The 18,566-nt window shown below is 68.4% G+C and carries 17 protein-coding genes; 8 read left to right on the top strand and 9 right to left on the bottom strand.

Going from position 1 to position 18,566, the window contains the following annotated elements:
• Positions 1-6: 6 nt before the first annotated feature.
• The 3 genes from IG75_RS0135095 to IG75_RS0135085 form a co-directional block, all read right to left on the bottom strand.
• Positions 7-1,206: a cytochrome P450 family protein gene (locus tag IG75_RS0135095; RefSeq protein WP_051715594.1), complete on the bottom strand. Its 1,200-nt coding sequence runs from the start codon at positions 1,204-1,206 to the stop codon at positions 7-9.
• 143 nt (positions 1,207-1,349) lie between these two features.
• Entirely contained in the window at positions 1,350-2,177 is an 828-nt protein-coding gene (locus tag IG75_RS0135090; protein WP_307689559.1) for a GntR family transcriptional regulator, read from the bottom strand.
• A gap of 16 nt (positions 2,178-2,193) precedes the next feature.
• A complete protein-coding gene (locus tag IG75_RS0135085; RefSeq protein WP_030525660.1) occupies positions 2,194-3,339 on the bottom strand; it encodes an RNA-guided endonuclease InsQ/TnpB family protein in 1,146 nt (381 codons plus the stop codon).
• A gap of 260 nt (positions 3,340-3,599) precedes the next feature.
• Between IG75_RS0135085 and IG75_RS0135080 the strand changes: the two genes are divergently transcribed.
• Positions 3,600-4,757 (top strand): TIGR03364 family FAD-dependent oxidoreductase, encoded by a 1,158-nt coding sequence (locus IG75_RS0135080; RefSeq protein WP_051715591.1) that lies wholly within the window; start codon positions 3,600-3,602, stop codon positions 4,755-4,757.
• Positions 4,758-4,801: 44 nt separating this feature from the next.
• Here IG75_RS0135080 and IG75_RS0135075 read toward each other — a convergent pair whose 3' ends face one another.
• Entirely contained in the window at positions 4,802-5,605 is an 804-nt protein-coding gene (locus IG75_RS0135075; protein ID WP_030525662.1) for an alpha/beta hydrolase, read from the bottom strand.
• A gap of 247 nt (positions 5,606-5,852) precedes the next feature.
• On the opposite strand from IG75_RS0135075, the gene IG75_RS0135070 reads away from it, so the two are divergent.
• A complete protein-coding gene (locus IG75_RS0135070) occupies positions 5,853-6,473 on the top strand; it encodes an antibiotic biosynthesis monooxygenase (protein WP_030525663.1) in 621 nt (206 codons plus the stop codon).
• 14 nt (positions 6,474-6,487) lie between these two features.
• Here IG75_RS0135070 and IG75_RS0135065 read toward each other — a convergent pair whose 3' ends face one another.
• On the bottom strand, positions 6,488-7,222 hold the full coding sequence (locus IG75_RS0135065; RefSeq protein WP_030525664.1) for a TetR/AcrR family transcriptional regulator: 735 nt from the start codon (positions 7,220-7,222) through the stop codon (positions 6,488-6,490).
• Positions 7,219-8,442 (bottom strand): cytochrome P450, encoded by a 1,224-nt coding sequence (locus tag IG75_RS0135060; protein ID WP_030525665.1) that lies wholly within the window; start codon positions 8,440-8,442, stop codon positions 7,219-7,221. The genes IG75_RS0135065 and IG75_RS0135060 overlap by 4 nt, the downstream gene beginning before the upstream one ends.
• Before the next feature lie 398 nt (positions 8,443-8,840).
• Between IG75_RS0135060 and IG75_RS0135055 the strand changes: the two genes are divergently transcribed.
• Complete coding sequence (locus tag IG75_RS0135055) at positions 8,841-9,140, top strand: DUF1540 domain-containing protein (RefSeq protein WP_030525666.1); 300 nt, start codon at positions 8,841-8,843, stop codon at positions 9,138-9,140.
• 21 nt (positions 9,141-9,161) lie between these two features.
• Here the strand turns inward: IG75_RS0135055 and IG75_RS0135050 are convergent, their stop codons facing one another.
• Both IG75_RS0135050 and IG75_RS0135045 read right to left on the bottom strand, forming a co-directional pair.
• Positions 9,162-10,052 (bottom strand): hypothetical protein, encoded by an 891-nt coding sequence (locus tag IG75_RS0135050; protein WP_030525667.1) that lies wholly within the window; start codon positions 10,050-10,052, stop codon positions 9,162-9,164.
• Positions 10,053-10,212: 160 nt separating this feature from the next.
• The gene (locus tag IG75_RS0135045) at positions 10,213-10,890 is read right to left on the bottom strand and encodes an NPCBM/NEW2 domain-containing protein (protein ID WP_030525668.1); all 678 of its coding nucleotides are present in this window, start codon (positions 10,888-10,890) and stop codon (positions 10,213-10,215) included.
• 286 nt (positions 10,891-11,176) lie between these two features.
• Between IG75_RS0135045 and IG75_RS0135040 the strand changes: the two genes are divergently transcribed.
• The 3 genes from IG75_RS0135040 to IG75_RS0135030 all read left to right on the top strand — a co-directional run bounded on the left by IG75_RS0135040 (position 11,177) and on the right by IG75_RS0135030 (position 14,078).
• Entirely contained in the window at positions 11,177-11,602 is a 426-nt protein-coding gene (locus IG75_RS0135040; protein WP_030525669.1) for a VOC family protein, read from the top strand.
• Positions 11,602-12,174, top strand: coding sequence for a TetR/AcrR family transcriptional regulator (locus tag IG75_RS0135035; protein ID WP_030525670.1), 573 nt, complete (start codon positions 11,602-11,604; stop codon positions 12,172-12,174). Before IG75_RS0135040 ends, IG75_RS0135035 begins: the two co-directional genes overlap by 1 nt.
• A gap of 248 nt (positions 12,175-12,422) precedes the next feature.
• The gene (locus IG75_RS0135030; protein ID WP_030525671.1) at positions 12,423-14,078 is read left to right on the top strand and encodes a DEAD/DEAH box helicase; all 1,656 of its coding nucleotides are present in this window, start codon (positions 12,423-12,425) and stop codon (positions 14,076-14,078) included.
• 83 nt (positions 14,079-14,161) lie between these two features.
• Here the strand turns inward: IG75_RS0135030 and IG75_RS0135025 are convergent, their stop codons facing one another.
• Positions 14,162-15,658 carry an MFS transporter gene (locus IG75_RS0135025; RefSeq protein WP_030525672.1) on the bottom strand — a complete coding sequence of 499 codons (1,497 nt, stop codon included), beginning with the start codon at positions 15,656-15,658 and terminating at the stop codon, positions 14,162-14,164.
• A 131-nt stretch (positions 15,659-15,789) separates the two neighbouring features.
• On the opposite strand from IG75_RS0135025, the gene IG75_RS0135020 reads away from it, so the two are divergent.
• Together IG75_RS0135020 and IG75_RS37690 are read left to right on the top strand one after the other, a co-directional pair.
• Positions 15,790-16,473: a TetR/AcrR family transcriptional regulator gene (locus tag IG75_RS0135020; RefSeq protein ID WP_030525673.1), complete on the top strand. Its 684-nt coding sequence runs from the start codon at positions 15,790-15,792 to the stop codon at positions 16,471-16,473.
• Between the two features lie 1,722 nt (positions 16,474-18,195).
• Positions 18,196-18,566 (top strand): hypothetical protein (locus tag IG75_RS37690; RefSeq protein WP_030526097.1); only part of this gene is annotated, 371 nt, incomplete at its 3' end.

The raw sequence follows: 18,566 nt of genomic DNA, 5'->3' as shown, positions 1-18,566 counted from the left end.
CCGTTCCTAGGAAGCGGGTTTCGGCCGCACCGGGAGCGCTTCCGGGCCCACCGTGCTGATCTGCACGGTGTACTCGACCTCGCCGGGAGGCACGGCCAGGGCCAGATCCGGGTATCGGGTGAACAGCGTCCGCAGGGCGATCCGGCTCTCCAGCCGGGCCAGCGGCGCGCCCAGGCAGAAATGCGGGCCGCGGCCGAACGCGAGCTGGTCGCGATGTTCGTGGTCGATATCGAAGACCTCGGCGTCGGGGTAGCGCAGCGGATCGCGGCCGACGCCGCCGTGCCAGAGCGTCGGGGTGCCCGCCGGGATGTCGACGCCGGCGACGGTCGTATCTTCGAGGGGATAGCGCATGAGCGCGCCCACCACCGAGGAGCAGTAGCGCAGCGCCTCCTCCACCACATCGGCCCAGCGGTCCTCGGCCCGTGCCCGCGCGAGCTGTTCGGGATGTTCCTGCAACGCGATCACGGTATTGCCGAGCAGATGGACGGTGGTCTCGTGCCCGGCCACGATCACCAGCCACAGCATCCCGACCAGTTCCTCGTCGGTCAGTTCGTTCTCCGCGTTGGCCGCCAGCAGTGCCGAGGTCAGATCGTCACCGGGTTCGGCCCGCTTACGGGCGAGCAGTTCGAAGAAGTAGCCGCCCATCGCCGCCATCGCCGCCTGCGTCTCCTCACCGGTGCTGGTGACCGAGACGATGGTGAGTGTCCAGTTCTTCAGCTGCGGCTGTTCGTCCACCGGGACCCCGAACAGATCGCAGATCACCCGGACGGGCAGCGGGATGGTGTAATTCGCGATCAGGTCGATCTCGTCGGTATCGGGAAAGTTGTCGATCAGTTCGTCGGCGATCTGCTGGATCCGTGGCTCCAGCGCCGCGATCCGGGCCGGGGTGAACGCCTTGTTGATGGTCTGACGCAGCCGGCGGTGCGCGGCGCCGTCCTGGTTGAGCATGTGTTCGGCGTCGGTCAGCGCGCGCAGCGGCCAGTCGGCGGGAATCCGGCCGTCACGCAGGGCCGGGCAGTTCGAGGGGTGCTTGGCGAAAACCTTGTCGTCGAGTACAGCGCTCGCGGCTCGGTGACTGACCGCGAGGAAGGCGCCGACGCCGCCGGGCAGTTCGATGGGGACGATCTCACCCGCACGCAGGATCCGCGCATGCGTCTCCAGAATGGACTCGCCGGGTGTCGGAAGTTGGATGACTGGCTCGGACATGCTGTCTCCCTGGGTTTTTCGATGCGATCAAGGAGAGTCTGGGATGCCGGGACGGGCCGCACAATCGGTACACCGCATCATGCCCCGCACCGATATTCCACCGCGCCGGAACGTAATTCCACTCGGTCGTCCGGGCGGTGATCTCACCCTGCGGCGTGTTTGCGAACCCGGAGGTCCTGCCCGGCGCCCGCCGCGGCCGGCCGGGCGTTGTCGATGGTGAAGGTCACCCGGTCCGGCCGGTAGCGGTCCTCGCCGTATTCGAGCGGGACTCCGGCCGCGGACGAGGTGTGCCGCCGTTCCCGGAGCAGCGGGGTCCCCGGGGCAACCCCCAGCAGCGCCGCGTCGGTCTCGTCCGCGCCGACCGCGTCGATGGTGTGCCGGGCCGATTGCAGATCCACACCGCGGTCGGCGAGGTGGGCGTAGATCGACGCGGTATCCGGATCGAAATCGAACAGCAGCCGCCCGACGTGCTCGACGAAGGCGGCGCGTTCCACCATCACCGGCACACCGTCGAGCAGCCGCAGCCGCAGCACCTCGATCACCGGCGCCCCCTCCTCCATCCGCAGGGCCGCCGCCGCGGTGGCCGAAGCACCGCGGCGGGCGATCTCCACGGTGCGCTGGCCGGGTGTCCGGCCGATCCGTTCGGCCCAGGCGGTGAAGGAGAGCAGCGTTTCGAAGGGCTGCCCGACCGCGGTATCGCGCACCACGGGCCGGCGGCCCTGCCCGCCGCCGATGAGTCCTTCGTGCCGCAGCGTCGCGAGGGCACTGCGCACCGTGCCCCGGGAGGCGCCGAACTCCTGGCACAGCTCGGCTTCCGAGGGCAGGGAGGAACCGGCCACGAGTTCGCCGCGGCAGATCCGATCTCGCAGCGTGGCGGAGACACGAGCATGCAGCGGTTTGACGTCCTCCAGGCCGTGAACGACCGGGACTCCTCCCGAACCTTGCGGTTCTCCGGTGGGTTCCTGTTTCACAGGGGCGAGCCTTCCGCTAAGCGGCGGGACTTACCGCCCCTCCGCAGGCGTTTACCCTCTCGGCCCGTCCGGCCGCGAGTATGTTCTCGGCCGCGTTGAGATCGCGGTCGTGAACGGTTCCGCACGTACATGTCCATTTCCGGACGTGCAGGGGTTTCTTCCCACTCAAGACCCAGCAGACCGAGCACATGCGGGTGGAGGGGAACCAGCGATCCACCTTGGCGAAGGTCCGCCCGTACCGGGCGGCTTTCTCTTCCAGCATGCGAGTGAACATGCCCCACCCGGCATCGTGGACCGACTTCGCCAACCGCGTCCGAGCAAGACCCGACACGCACAAGTCCTCGACGAACACCGCTTGGTTGTCGCGAATGATCGCCGTGGAATGCTTGTGCGCCCAGTCCCGCCGCGTGTCCGCGACCCTGGCATGAGCCTTCGCCACCCGCACAGGGGCCTTGACGCGATTCTTCGAACCCTTCTCCTTGCGAGAAAGACTCTGCTGCGCCTTCCGCAACCGGCGTTCGGCCTGCCGCAGGAATCGCGGCGAGGCGATGATCTTGCCGCTCGACAGGACAGCAAACGTGGTGAGCCCGAGGTCGATACCCACCTCGGACTCGACAAGCGACAACGGCCGCTCGTCGACCTGGACCACGAACGACACGAAGTAGCGTCCGGCCGCGTCCTTGATCAGGGTGACCGACGACGGCACCGAGGGCAGTTCCCTCGACCACCGAACCTCGAGTTCCCCGATCTTCGCCGCGTACAAGCGTCCGTTTTCCCGCAACGTGAACCCGTTGCGGGTGAGGCGGATAGCTTGCCGGTTGTCCTTGCGGGACCGGAACCGAGGCGCTCCGATCCTGCGGCCCTTGCGTTTGCCGGATATCGAGTCGAACCAGTTCCGATACGCGGTACGCGCGTCCTGACATGCCTGCACCAAAGCGACCGAGGCCACTTCGCCCAACCAGGCACGTTCCGGCGTGCGTTTGGCTTCGGTGACGACACGACGCTGCACTTCGGTGTCGGAGATCTTCTCCCCGGACACGTACGCGTCCCGGCGGGCGCGGAGCGCGTCGTTGTACACCACCCGCGCACACCCGAACGCGCGAGCCAACGACACCTGTTGGCCGGGCGTCGGATAGACGCGGTAGTTGTACCGAAGCTGCACAATCCGAACCTACTGTCGACCACCGACACATTCGATGCGCTGCCCCGGCCCGGAAGGACCGGGCTTGCGCGCTACGTTTCCTGGCCACATCGTCCCCTCGATCCGATCATCGGCCGCAAGTTGATCGAATAAGTAGTTTCCTTTCGACCAAAAAGATAGAGATGATCCTCTGGTAGCTGCAAAAACTTCCGGTGAACTTATATATACAAGTTGTGCGACCGTCTTGTCGGTAGCCACGGCGGCTTGCGAGCATTCCGGCCATGGCTCTCAGCACCGACCTCGGATCACCCGCCCTGCCGACCCGTGCGGTCGACCTCGCCGTCGTCGGCGCCGGCATCGTCGGCCTCGCGCATGCGGTCGATGCCGCGGAGCGGGGGATGCGAGTGGCGGTCGTCGAACGCGACGCACGCGCCGTCGGCGCCTCGATCCGCAATTTCGGCCATATCTGCACAACCCCGCAGACCGGCCGCGCACTCGACTACGCCTGGACCGCCCGGGAGCAGTGGCTGCGGCTCGCCGAGCAAGCGGGATTCGAGATCAGCCGGGCCGGCACCGTGGTGGTGGCCCGGACCGCCGCCGAGCTCGGGGTCCTGGAGGAGTTCGCGGCCGAGCGCGGCACCGAGCAGGTACGGCTACTCGACCGCGCCGGGACGGCTCGGCTCTTCCCGCCGGCCGGCGACCCCGGCAGCGATATCGCCGGCGGCGCCCATCTGCCGCTCGACCTGCGGGTCGATCCCCGCGCCGCGATCCCGGCCCTGGCCGCCCGGCTGGCGTCGCTCGGCGTCGAATTCGTCTGGAACACCCAGGTGGGCGCCGTGTCCGACGGTGTCGTGCACACCGCGCGCGGCGATCTGGCCGCGACCGCGATCGTGCACGCGGCCGGCCACGATATCGACCGCCTCTTCCCGGTGATCGCCGAAGAGAACGGCGTGCGCCGCTGCCGGCTCCAGATGCTGGAGGTGGCGCCGCCCGGTGCTATCCGCATCGAACCGGCGATCCTCACCGGCTACTCCATGCTGCGCTACGGCGGTCTGGCCGCCACCGCCTCCGCCGCCGCGGTACGGCGCGAGATCACCGACCGGGCGCCCGAAACTCTGGACGCCGTGATGAACCTGATGCTCACCCAGCGTCCCGATGGTTCGGTGATCCTCGGCGACACCCATCACTACGCCCGCACCCACCTGCCCTTCGACGAGGAGGGCATCGCGGATCTGGTGCTGCGCGAAGGCGCCCGGCTCTTCTCGGCCGGAGAGCTGTCGGTGCGACGGCGCTGGCGCGGAATCTACGCGGATTCGCCACATACGGATTTCGTCGTGGCCGCGCCCGCATCCGGTATCCGCGTCGTCTCGGTGACCTCCGGGATCGGTATGACCACCGCGCTGGGCCTGGCCCCGACGGTAGTGGATCAGCTGGTCTGAGCGCCGGACCGGGCGGCGCTGTCCGGACCGCCCGATCCGGGAGATCAGCCCGCCGCGGTCACGATCGCCGCGGTCACCGGGTCCGGCTGCGAGACCAGCGAGGCATGCGACGCGTCGAGTTCGCTGGTCTGGGCGCCCATCCGGCCGGCCATGAAACGCTGCGAGGCCGGCGGGATGACCCGGTCCTGCGCGGAGACCAGGTACCAGGTGCGCTCACCCGACCACGACGGCCCTCCGGAGGGTTCCAGATTGGCGGCCAGGGCGATCGATTGCTGGTGGGCGAGCATATCGGCGGCGGTGGCGTCGTCGACATCCTGCGCGAAGACATCGTGGAAGTATTCGGGGGCCACGTAGCCGTCGAGATTGCGTCCCGCGATGCCCTGCGGATCGTCGACAACCTTCACCTGCAGTGCCGGGGGCAGCAGCCGACTACCCGGGAACCGCACCGGGTCCAATGCCTGCTGCGCGAATTCACCCTGAGTGGGTGCGAAGGCCGCGACGTAGACCATGGAGACGACATCGGGGTCGTGCACATTGCTGATCACGGTCCCGCCGTAGGAGTGTCCGACCAGCACGATGGGCCCGTCGACGGTGTCGAGGGTGTGCTGGACGGCGGCGGAATCGTACGCCGGGCCGCGCAGCGGGTTCACCGGAGTCAGCACCTCGTAACCCTGCCCGCGCAGTCGCGCGGCGACCCCGTTCCAACTGGTCGGGTCGGCGAACGCACCGTGCACCAGGACCACGGTGGGCCGCGGCGCGGCCCAGGCGGGCAGCGCGACGGCGGCCGTCGTGACGAGGGCGAGGATCAGGCTCAGCAGAGCGGTACGCAGCATGCGAATGATGGTCATCGGTCCCTGTCCCGTCTCGTTCGGTCTTTCACGAATTCGAGCAGTTCGGCGCGCACACGCGCAGCGCCGCACAGGTGATACGGGTGATCAGTGTAGCCGGGCGGCGTCCGCGCGAAAGCCCGATCGCCCGCGGCACGGTGCGCGGTGGCGAGGGGCCACCCTCTTGCCACCGCGGCGACGGGAGAGCAGGGTTGGGGACACCGGTGGCGCCACCGGGGCGCCGCCTCGAGCAGAGAGGGGGTCGCTCGTGTTCGCGCGATCCACCACTATTCAGGCGCAACCCTCCGCTATCGACGCCGGTATCTCGCATATGCGCGATGTCGTGCTGCCCGCCTTACGGGAAATCCCCGGGTGTATCGGGCTGTCGCTGCTGGTCGACCGGGACAACGGGCACTGTATCGCCACCAGTGCGTGGGAGTCCGAGGACGCGATGCACCGCAGCCGGGACCAGGTCGGTCCGATTCGTGACCGCGCCCTCGCGATATTCGTCGGCAGCGCCCAGGTCGAGGAATGGGAGATCGCGGGTCTGCATCGGGCGCATCACGCGGACGAGGGCGCATGCGTGCGCGCGACCTGGGTGAAAACCGATCCGAGCCGCCTCGATTCGGCCGTCGAGATCTACAAATCCGATACCTTGCCCGCCATGGAGGACCTGGAGGGCTTCTGCAGCGCGAGTCTGATGGTCAACCGGAAGTCCGGCCGCGCCGTCTCGTGCACCAGTTACGACAGCGCCGCGGCGATGCGAACCGGCCGTGAGCAGTCGGCGGCGCTGCGGGTCGACGCGGCCCGGCGGACCGGTGTCGAAGCTCTCGATGTGCGGGAGTTCGAACTGGCACTCGCCCATCTGCGGGTCCCGGAAATGGCCTGACCGGGCGCACCGGCCTATCCCGCCTCGCCGGTGGTGAGCCCCATCCCGGCGGCGAGGTCGGTGAGTACCGCGTCGAACAGCACATCCGGGTCGCTCACCGGCATCGGGTAATTGCCGAACACTTCCAGCGTGACGTGGCCGTAGAGCCGGACCCAGACCGTCATCATCAGATACGCCACCCCGAGGTCGAATTTCTCGGCCGGGAACTTCTGCTCCGATCCGGCGAGCAGCCCCAGCAGCTCGTTCTGGAACGCGATCAGATCGGTACGCAGCGCCTCGGGAATCGATTCGGTCGGCGGAGTCGCCAGGTCGTAGGCCGCGAGCAACTTGCCCGCGGCCTCCAGGAACACGAGTCCGAACGCTTCGTCGAACCGCCGCACGGTACCCGGGCCACCGGCCGCCGGCGAGGCGAACACCAGGGTGAATTCGTTGCGGTGGGCGAGCGCCCAGCGCCGGAACGCCCGGCAGATGGCGAACAACCGGACCACCCCGTCGTCCGGTAGTTCGGCCACCTGCGCCCCGAGGTCCTCGGCCAGCCTGATACAGATATCGCGCCGTAACGCGACCAGCAGCTCCTCGCGGGACGGGTAGTAGCGGTAGAGGGCGGGCGCGGTGATCCCGAGTTCCCGCGCGATGGCACGCAGGGTCAGCGCCTCCGCTCCCTGTGTGACCAGTAGCTCCACAGCCACGCGCCGGATGTCCGCGTCACTGACCGCGGGCATCCGGCCCCGCCGGGCGGGTTGTGTCATTCGTATGCGACCTGCCAGTTCTTGATTCCGTTCAGCCAACCCGACCGTAGCCGAACGGGTTCGGCGACCTGACGCAGGTTCGGCATCACGTCGGCGATGGCGTTGAAGATCAGGTCCAGTTGCAGGCGGGCCAGGTTGGCGCCGACGCAGTAGTGGGTACCGGTGCCGCCGAAGCCGACGTGCGGGTTCGGGTTGCGGGTGACATCGAATTCGAACGGCTTGGTGAAGTGGTCCTCGTCGAAGTTGGCCGACGCGTAGAACAGGCCCACCCGCTGCCCCTTGGCGATGGCCTGCCCGCCGATCTCCGTGTCCTGCAGAGTGGTCCGCTGGAACGCGATGACCGGGGTGGCCCAGCGCACGATCTCGTCGGGTGCGGTGCGCGGACGCTCGGCCCGGTACAGCTCCCACTGTTCCGGATTGTCCACGAAAGCCTTCATACCGTGGGTGGTGGCATTACGGGTGGTTTCGTTACCGGCCACCGCCAGCAGGATGACGAACCAGGCGAATTCCTCCGAACTGAGCGCCTCGCCGTCGATATCGGCGCTGAGCAGCTGGCTGATGATGTCGTCGGCCGGGCAGCCGCGGCGTTCTTCGGCCAGGTTCCAGGCGTACCCCATCACCTGCGCATTGGCCATCTTGTAGCTGTCGGCGTATTCGGGGTCGTCATAGCCCATCATCTGGTTCGACCACTCGAACAGCTTGCCCCGGTCCTCCTGCGGTACCCCGAGCAGTTCGGCGATGGCCTGGAGCGGCAGCTCACACGCGACCTGCTGGACGAAGTCGCCGCCACCGGTCCGCTTGGCCTCGTGCACGATCCGTTCGGCCCGCTCGTGCAGGGCGTCGCGCAGGCTCTGCACGGCGCGCGGGGTGAAGCCGCGGGAGATGATGCGGCGCAGTTTGTCGTGCTCGGGCGGGTCGGTGTTGACCAGCATCGCGCGCTGGATATCGATCTCCTCGCGGGCGATATCGCCGTTGAAGCGGATCACCGCGGTATTGGCGTGAGTGGAGAAGACCTCGGAGTTCTTCGAGATCTCCTTGATGTGTTCGAGTTTGCTGACCACCCAGTAGCCGCCGTCGTCGAACCCGCTCACCCCGTTCGGCTGATCGACCCACCACACGGGCGCGGTCCGGCGCAGTTCGGCCCATTCCTCGATGGGCAGCCGCGCCGCCAAGAGGTCGGGATCGGTGAAATCGAAGTCATGGGACAGACCAGTAGTCACTGTGCCTCCTTATGAAGCTGATACATGCGGTTCGCGGAGGCCGCAGCGAAGGCGGAGGTATCGCATCACTGTGTCTCCTTATGAAGCTGATACATGGGGTTCGCGGAGGCCGCAGCGACGGCGGACGTATCGCATCCCCTCGCAGGAACCCTCTCCCGAGGAGTGAACCACACCACACCCATTTTGTGAACAGGTTTTAGTAAATGCCGTTCACATAATCGTCCGGCAACAGGGCGCATCCCCTTCGGCAACCATTTCGCTACGTTCTGCCGCCGCCCCCGAATGCACCGCACGAACCGCGCAAAGAGCGCGATAATGAGGACTTCGGCCCACAACAAACGGTCTACGGCGACATCCGCATGAGCAAGGCTCCCGAACACTTCCGGAGGACGCAGCATATGACCACCATGGAAATGCCGCATGTCAGCGAATGCACAGTGAACAGCTGCTCGTACAACCACGACGGATGCCACGCGTACGCGATCAACGTCACCGGGCACAACGGCAGCGCCGACTGCGGCACCTTCATACCGCTGGCGACCAAGGGCGGCCTCGACACCGTCACCAGCATGGTCGGCGCCTGCCAGCGCACCGACTGCGCCCACAACACCGACCTCGAATGCACCGCCGGCGAAATCCGGGTCGGCCCGGGCAGCACCGACCACACGGCCCACTGCAAGACCTACTCCCCGCGCTGACCGGGCCGCACCCTTCCGCGGCTACCAGGGACCTCGCCCGTACCGGATCGGTTGTGCGGGAATGCCCTGGCCGTCGGCATAAGGCGTCAACGCGTTGACGGTGGTGATCTGTACCGCGTCTGTCACCGTCCCGGGCACCAGCGGCCCGGTGGGCGGCGGCCAGAACGAGTACACCTCCGGGTCCCGCTGAGCGTTGCCTTCACCCAGCCCGTGCCAGACGAGCAGATCGCTGCGTCCGGGCCGTGGGCCGTCGGGGTCGCTCATGTCGAGGTCCTGCGTTCCGTGCGGCAGCATCGTCTTCCGCATCTGCTTCGGAAACTCCTGCGGTAGGAACCCCTGCTGCCGATTCCGCTGGGCCCTCCGGCCCAGGATCGACGCGTACTGTTTCCGGATCTGCGCATGCGTCAGCACGCCCTTGTCCGCCGCCACCCACAGGATCATCTCCCAGCAATTCCAACCGGACCCGGCGTCGAGCCGCGGCAGCGGACCCTCGGTCCGCGCGGTGATCCACTGCTCGAACTTCCGGTTGGAAATGAACCGGGGCAGGAAGTTGGTCCACATCGCCCGGGCCCCCGACAGATGGATCCGATGCAGTTCATCGGCGACGATCAGGGCCGGGTCCGCGGTTCCCGGGGTGGATTCCGGCGAGCCCCGGCCGGGCGCCCCCTCCAGACCGTCATCCTGCCGTCCGGGTCCACCGCCCGGGATCCCGCGTGCGCTGCCTTCCAGCGTGTCGGCCGCCAGATCGAGAGCATCACTCGTCTTCCGAAGGGGTTGCTCGGAGGCACGCCCGAAACCGACTACGGCCGCATGCGCGGCCTGTGCATCTCGGCGAGAACCCGGCGCAACAACTCGGTCCTCCGGCTGCGATATGGGCCCGACCGGGGCCCGGTGCGATGGGGACCACCGCATCGTAGGCAGGTTTCGCAGCGCCGGTCGCCGAAACGAACTGTCCGATTCCCGCCCGCGACCGTCGGCGCCCGGCCCGGCTTCCCCATACCGGGGTCCGGACGGCAGCCGCCCGGCCGCCGGGCTGCGATGACCCGGGCACCGAGCGGGCCACCCGGGTCGCCTACTTCGTGAGCCCCGCGTCACCCCACACGCCGTTACCCGCCTGACTGCAGCTCTCCATATTCCCGCCGACGAACAGGAAACTGATCGTGAGGTTCTGGACACCCGCGACCGGCACATCCACCGTCGGCGATTGCCCCACCGGAACGTTGCCGGAGGAATAGATCGATTTTCCGTCGGCGATCACCTCGAACTGGAGCACCGATTGGGAATTGCCGCCGTCGGCGATACCGATAGTCGAGCTGAACCGCGACCATTCCCGATTCAGGGTGTAGGTGTGGCCCACCTCGGTATCGCAGCCGCTGAACTGCTGATAGATCGAATGCGGGTAGGAGACGCCGTTGACCGATATCGTGCCGGTATACGCGGTCCCGGTGGTGGGCGACATATCGGCCAGGTACCGCTTGGGCAGCGGCGCGGGAGCCGGTGCCGGCGCCGTGGGCGGTGCCGCACTCTCGCTCGTCGTAATCGCCTGTGCGCTATCGGCTTCCGCGTCCGTGGAACCGGACCCGACGAGGAGGGTGACCACCAATCCGACGACGGCCAGCGCGATACCCGCCCCCGAGACGAGCATTACCCCGCGTTCGGCGTCCCGGGCACTCTTGGGGGCCGCGGTGCCGGTCGCCGGCGAATGGGAGCGCGGGTTCGGCCCGCGAGTGGGTTCGGTTGGATTGGACACGCGCACACTCTTCTTCGACGTAACTCGACGGAGCCCGGCCGGGCGCCGCAGCAGAGATATACCACGCCGGGCGGGGTGATGGAATTGGAGCGCCGCGGCGGATTGTTCTGCCCGCCGGTGCGCGATTCGAATTTCCGGTGCTCGACCATGGGATTCCGAAAATAGCGGCGAACTATGATTTTTCATCGGTCCGGACCGATGAACCGCGCGGCCACACACCCCACGCCCGAAACCGGCGGACCACTGGACCGCAATACGATACGGTACGTACTGTACTGTTATCCTCATGACCGCCGCTGACGACGCCTGGCCCGGCAACCTGGGAGTGGCCCAGGTCAGATTCGCCCGCCCCACCGACCGGCTCGATGAGGTGATCCGCTTCTACGTCGAAGGGATCGGCCTGCGCGAGCTCTACCGGTTCGCGAATCACGCCGGCTACGACGGGGTGATGCTCGGCCTCCCCGGCACCGGCTACCACCTCGAATTCACCACCCACACCGACGGCAGCCCCGGTGACGCGCCGAGCAACGAGAATTTGCTGGTGCTGTACTTCCAATCGGAGGCGCGGATGTTCGAGACAGTCCGACGACTCGGCGAATTCGGCGCCGAACCGGTCCCCACCGAGAACCCCTACTGGGCCGCCCACGGAGCCCTGGCGTTCCCGGACCCGGACGGCTGGCAGGTCGTACTCGTCCCCCGGCCGGTGTTCTGATGCCGGGACGCACCCGCGACGAACGAATCGACATCGCCGTCCTGGCGGCCGCGCGAACCCTGCTCGACGCCAAGGGGTACGCGGGCCTCACCATCGGCCAGGTCGCCGCGAGCGCCGGTATCCATCGCCCGGCGATCTATCGGCGCTGGCCGTCCAAACGACATCTGGTGGCCGCGGTGGTGGCCGATCTGCTCGGACTCGAACCGACCCCGGACACCGGCGAGCTCCGCGCCGATCTGACCCACTCCATGCGGGAATTGGTGACCGCCCTGCGCGATACCTCGCTGGGCCGCGTGTTACCCGCCCTGGTCGCCGACCTCGCCGCCGATCCGGAACTGCGCGAACAGCTGTGGTCCACCGTGTTCGGCCCGCGCCGCGAGACCACGGCCCGCGCCCTGCGCGCCGCGATCGACCGCGGCGAGATCGACCCGGGCACCGATATCGATTTCGTACTCGACGCGGTCGCCGCGCCGATCTACTTCCGGGCACTGTTCCGACATCTGCCGCTCTCCGATGAACTGGCCGGCCACTCGGTGGACACGGTGCTCGCGGCAATCCGCCGCACCGGGTGACATGCACCCGCGGCGCCGGGTGGAGATGCGTCACACCGTGCCGTCGATCACCGGTCCGGAACGAAACGGGCGGTACGGTAGGATCGCTTCAGTACCCGCGCCCGATGCGCACACATGTACTCTCCGTCGCGGATCACCAGCCCTTTCGCGTCGGGACCCGCGACACCGCCACCTCGAGTAGGCGCGGACAGACGGTCCGAACGGACGTCGCGGTATCACCTCCGATGCCGAAAGGCGCTCATACCTTCATGCTTGCCAACACTGCTGCCGCGCAGACGTTCACCGACCTCGGCGTTCCGGCCGATATCGTCGCGAAACTCGCGGACAGCGGTATCACCGAACCCTTCCCGATCCAGAACGCCTCCCTGCCCGACACCCTCGCCGGTCGCGATGTCCTCGGCCGTGGGAAGACCGGCAGCGGTAAGACGCTGGCGTTCGGCATCCCGGTGGTCGCGCTGCTCGCCGGCGCGCCGCGCACCCCGGGCCGGCCCACGGGGCTGATCCTGGCGCCCACCCGGGAACTCGCCACCCAGATCGCCGCGACCGTCGCCCCGCTGGCGGAGGTGTGCGGTCTGCGGGTGACCACCGTTTTCGGCGGCGTGCCGGTGAACCGCCAGATCAAAGCCCTGAAACAGGGAGTCGATATCGTCGTCGCCTGCCCCGGCCGGCTCGAGGATCTGATGCAGCAGCGTGCGCTGTCGCTGGACGCCGTGCGTATCACGGTGCTCGACGAAGCCGACCATATGGCCGACCTCGGCTTCCTGCCCGGCGTGATCCGGATCCTCACGGCCACACCGCGCGACGGCCAGCGCCTGCTGTTCTCGGCGACGTTGGACAACGGCGTCGGGAAACTGGTCGACCGGTTCATGCATGCGCCGATCTCGCATTCGGTCGACGAGGCCGCCGCACCGCCGCCGAAGATGACCCATCACATCTTCGAGGTCGAAGGGGCGGCGGCGAAGAAGGAACTCGTGCGCGCGCTCGCCGCGGGCAGTGGTCGCCGCATCCTGTTCATGCGCACCAAACATCACGCCCGCCGGCTCGCCGGGGAACTCAGCCGCGCGGGTATCGCCGCCGTCGACCTGCACGGCAACCTCTCCCAGCCGGCGCGTGACCGCAACCTCGCCGCCTTCGCCGCGGGTACCGCCAAGGTCATGGTCGCGACGGATATCGCCGCACGCGGTATCCACGTCGACGATCTCGAACTGGTGGTGCACGTCGATCCGCCCGCCGAACACAAGGCATATCTGCACCGGTCCGGCCGCACGGCCCGCGCGGGCACCGAGGGCACGGTGGTGACGCTGGTACTGCCCGAGCAGCGCAAGGATGTGGCGGCACTGCTGCGCAAGGCCGGGATCGAGGCGCGCCCCCGCCCGGTGACCGTCGATTCCCCGATCATCGCCGACCTGTCGGACGGCTCGGGTCTCATCGAACCCGTCGCCGCCCATCCGGCACCCGCCGCGGCGGAGCCGGCCACCCCGCGCGGGGCCACCGGCGGATCCCGCAACGGCCGGCGCGGATCGCGCGGCCGCCGGGGCACCGGTGGGCATGCCGAAGGGGTGCGCTCCGATGCGCGCGATACGACCACCCCGCGGGGTGGGGAGCGCGGCCGCGCGGAGAACACCGCGAAACGGTCGCGGCAGGGTGAACGCTCCGGCGCCGCCGAACACGCGGGTGCGCGCGGATCCGCCGGGCGGCGGGGAAATGCCGCGGGACGGTCCGGGGCCCGGGCCACCGCGGCGGGTCACAGCGCCCGGCAGTCCGCCGCGCCGACCCGGCGGCAGCCGGAGCAGGGCGCCGGACAGTCCGGCGGTTCGGCTCGGACGAACGGCGCGCGCACCCCGCACAGCGATCCCGCGCGCGCCCAGCGCCGGCCTCGCCGGGCAACCCGTCCGGCCGGCTGATCACGGGATAACGCCGCCGGTCGGTCCATACAACACCGCCCGCCTCCGCATATCGCGGAGGCGGGCGGTTCTGTCGCGGGATATCAGTGCGCGAGTACCGGTTCGCCTTCGGCCGGTACCGGGAGCGTGCTCGGCATCAGCACCGCGAGCACCACCGCGCCGAGGACGAACACGCCCGCGGCCCAGGTGAAGCTGGTGGTGTAACTCTCGATGGCCGATTGCGCGACGGTGAGCCGGTCCGGGGTCCGGGCCGCCAGATAATCGCTGGAGGCCGAGGCCGCGATGGTGCTCAGCAGTGCCGTACCGATCGATCCGCCGACCTGCTGGCTGGTGTTGATCATCGCGGACGCCACCCCGGCATCGTCGTGGCGCACACCCGAGGTCGCGCTCTGGAACGCGGTCGACATCGCGCCACCGAGACCCAGCCCGAGCAGGATCAGTCCCGGCAGGATATGGGTGGCGTACCCGGTGTCCAGCCCGATACGGGTCAGCCAGGCCATGCCGAGCGCGGCGATCGCGAACCCGCCGCTGACGACCACCTTGGGCCCGAGTTTGGGCAGCAGCAGCGACGGTGTCGTGGTCGAGGAGGCGACCATGGCGGCGACCATCGGCAGGAACGCCACACCGGTCATGATCGGCGAGTAACCCAGCGTCAGCTGCATGTAGTAGGTCAAGAACAGGAAGATCGCGAACATGCCGATGCCCATGACGAACACCGCGAGGTAGGCGCCGCCACGGGTGCGGTCCAGCACGATGCGCAGCGGCAGCAGCGGATGGGCCACCCGGGTCTCCAGCCAGACGAACACCGCCAGCAGCGCCGCGCCGCCGATGAGGAACGCCACAGTGACCGGGTTCGTCCAGCCGTCGCTTTCGGCGTGGGAGAAACCGTAGACAACGCTGAACAACGCGGCGGTGACCGCGGCGGTACCCGGGATATCAAGCTTGGGCCGCGACCCACCGGCATGGCGGGCCAGCAGCAGTACCGCGCCGACCAGCGCGACCGCCGCGAACGCCAGGTTCACGAACATCACCCAGCGCCACGAGGCCCATTCGGTGAGGGCACCGCCGAGCAGCAGGCCGATGGCGCCGCCGGTGCCGGCGACCGCGCCGAAGATTCCGAACGCCTTGGCCCGTTCCGACGGCTCGGTGAAGGTCACGGTGAGCAGCGACAGCGCGGCCGGTGCGAGCAGCGCGCCGAATACACCCTGGCCGACCCGGGCCGCCACCAGCATTTCGAAGTTGGTGGCCGCGCCGCCGACGGCGGAGGCCACCGAGAAGCCGATGAGGCCGACGATGAAGGTGTTACGCCGCCCGAACAGGTCGCTGAGGCGACCACCGAGCAGCAGCAGGCTGCCGAACGCGAGGGCGTAGCCGGTGATCACCCACTGCCTGCTCGCATCGTCGAACCCCAGGTCACGCTGGGCTTCGGGAAGTGCGATATTCACCACGGTCGCATCGAGGACGACCATGAGCTGGGCGACGCCGAGCACGGCGAGAACCCACCACCGCAGCGCGTGCGAACCGCGCTTTCCCGACGGTATTTCCTGTGCGGATGGACCGCGATCGATCGTGGTAGTCATCTCGCCCCTTGGGAGAAGGTTGGATTGATGAGAAGATCAGAAAACGGAGAAGGTATCTCCGCTTATATGAACGCTAACACAATAACGGAGAAGGCGCCTCCGCTTAATCCCGGCGTTGATAGACTGACGGTGTGAAACACGCCACGACCCTGCGCGCACCCCGGCGTCTGCGCGCCGACGCCGCACGCAATCAGCAACGCATCGTCGAGGCGGCCCGTGAACTGTTCGCCGATCGCGGATTGGAGATCACCCTCGACGATGTCGCCGAGCGCGCGGGTGTGGGCGTGGGAACGGTCTACCGCCGCTTCGCCAACAAGAAGGAACTCATCGCCGAGGTCTTCGAACACAACCTCGGTGCGTTCGCCGACCACGCCGAGGCCGGCCTACGTGACCCCGACCCCTGGCTCGGCCTGGTCCAGTTCGTCGAATACGCCTGCCGGCATCTGGCCGTCAACCGCGGATTCAGCGAGGTCATCCTCGAACTCGACCTCGACACCGAACGTTTCCACGGCCTGCGCGACCGGATCAAACCCGCCGTGGCCGCGATCGTCGACCGGGCCCGCGACGCCGGCGTACTACAGCCCGATATCGAACCGTCGGACCTTTTCGCGATGATCCATATGGTCGACGGCCTGGCCGAATTCGCCAAACCCATCAACCCCGAGATCTGGCGGCGCTATATGGCCATCACGCTCAACGGGATTCGCGCCGACAATGTGGCCCGCCAGGAACTCCCGGTCCGCGCGCTCACCGACGACGAGGTCGATCAGGCGAAGTCCGCCAAAGCCGCGCCCTGCCCCGGACGCCGCCGCTGACCGGTCCACCGGGAGCGGCTGCGAAGCCCGCGCACCTTTTCGTCGCGATACGCAGGCGAGCGATGGTCGAATCCCTATCTGCCCGAGTCCGAAGATCGCGGTGACAAGAGAAATCGCCGGCCGGTATCGGGCGCACCGACCGATGCCACGGCGAGGTCCATGCGGCAACTCGGGTCCGGCGGCGACGTTCGCCGGCGTCACCGCTGATCCAACTCTCGATGACTGTCGAACAGCGCCACCGCAGCCATAAGCCGACGAACGAATCATTCACCACGACGCCATGACGAACCCGTGGGGCGACCCACCGCAACAAGCACCGGTGCATCGAGATCCCATCGCTTCCGGCCGGAGATCGCTTGCGTCGCAAGGAACTCCCGACCGGCCCTGCGCCCGACGACTGCCGTTTCAGCGGTCGACGCCTAACGCGTGCCGGTAGACCGCGCTGCCGGCACCTCCGGCGAAACAGCCGCCGCAGGGCGCTATCGCAACACCGGGTCGGCCGCCGACCGACCGCCCGGCGGCGCCACCGGCCTACTTCCGGTGGCGCCGCCCGCCCGCCCTGCTCCGGACACCCGGCGGCAACAGTCGTTCCGCCGATCTCCGCGCTCATGACGTGACGAGCAGCGAGTCGATACGCACCGACAAGTGCCGAAAGCGGATGCGGCACAGGGCTTCTCCTACAGCCCTTGCCCCGAGCTGGTGCCGGGCTCGTCCTCGGGCGATTCACCTTCCGCGGCAGCTTCGCCCTCGGTCGGCGGCTCACCTTCCGCGGGGGGCTCACCGTTCGCCGGAGGCCGGCCGTTCGCGGGAGGCTGGCCCCCGCCCGGCGGCTGACCTTCCCCAGGCGGCTGGCCCTCACCCGGAGGCGCGCCCTCCGCCGGAGGCTCACCTTCCCCAGGCGGCTGACCTTCCGCTGGAGGCTCACCCTCGGCGGGCGGCTCACCCTCCCCGGGCGGCTGGCCTTCGCTCGGAGGCTGGCCCTCGCCCGGAGGCTGGCCTTCACCCGGAGGAACAACCGGCCCCGGGTTGGGGGCAGGGGCGGAAGCCGGTGGTTCATCGGACTCGTCCTCATCGGATTCGTCGTCCTCGTCACCACTGTCGCCTTGGTCTCCGAGGAGACCAGACCCCATCAAGCCCATGAGAGGGATCAAGCTCTCGAGGCCACCCATGCCGCCACCGGTGCCACCACCACCAGTGCCACCACCAGTGCCACCGCCGGTGCCGCCACCAGTGCCACCGCCGGTGCCGCCACCAGTGCCACCGCCGGTGCCGCCACCGGTACCGGTGCCGCCCGATTTGCTGTCGCCCGAACCGAGTTCGTCTGCCGAGAGTTCACCCGATCCGAGGCCGTCCGGTCCGAACAAACCCGAATCGGAGTCGTCATCGGAGCCGGGAGGAGTCGTTCCCGGAGGCGTAACCCCTGGAGGCGTAACCCCCGGCGGAGTCGTCCCTGGAGGCGTAACTCCCGGCGGAGTCGTTCCCGGCGGAGTCGTCCCCGGAGGCGTAACCCCCGGCGGAGTCGTTCCCGGCGGAGTCGTCCCTGGAGGCGTAACTCCCGGCGGAGTCGTTCCCGGCGGAGTCGTCTCCTTGGCTCCAGGAACGTCGGCGGGCGGCTGTTCGGGATTTGCCTCGACCTCGGGAACGTCGCCTTCGGAGCCGAACTGGCTAAATGCATAAGCAGCACCAGCAGCCGCGACGGCACCACCGGCCGCCCACTTCCACTTGCTCTTACCCGAGCCGGAACCCGAACCGCTGCCCGAACCCGAACCCCTACCACTGCCCGAACCGCTACCGCTGCCCGAACCGCTACCGCTGCCGCTGCCGCTACCGGAACCCGAACCGCTGCCAGAGCCCGAACCGCTGCCGGAACCCGAACCGCTGCCGGAACCCGAACCGCTGCCAGAGCCCGAACCGCTGCCGCTGCCCGAACCCGAACCTGAGCCGCTGCCCGAACCCGAACCACTGCCAGAGCCCGAACCGCTGCCGCTGCCCGAACCCGAACCCGAACCGCTGCCCGAACCCGAACCACTGCCAGAGCCCGAACCGCTGCCGCTGCCCGAACCCGAACCCGAACCGCTGCCCGAACCCGAACC

Origin of the sequence: Nocardia rhamnosiphila NBRC 108938, from assembly GCF_000720425.1 — a bacterium.
Taxonomy (GTDB): Bacteria; Actinomycetota; Actinomycetes; order Mycobacteriales; family Mycobacteriaceae; genus Nocardia; species Nocardia rhamnosiphila.
The sequence above is the reverse complement of the archived record's forward strand: the minus strand, read 5'-3'. Positions and strand labels throughout refer to the sequence as shown.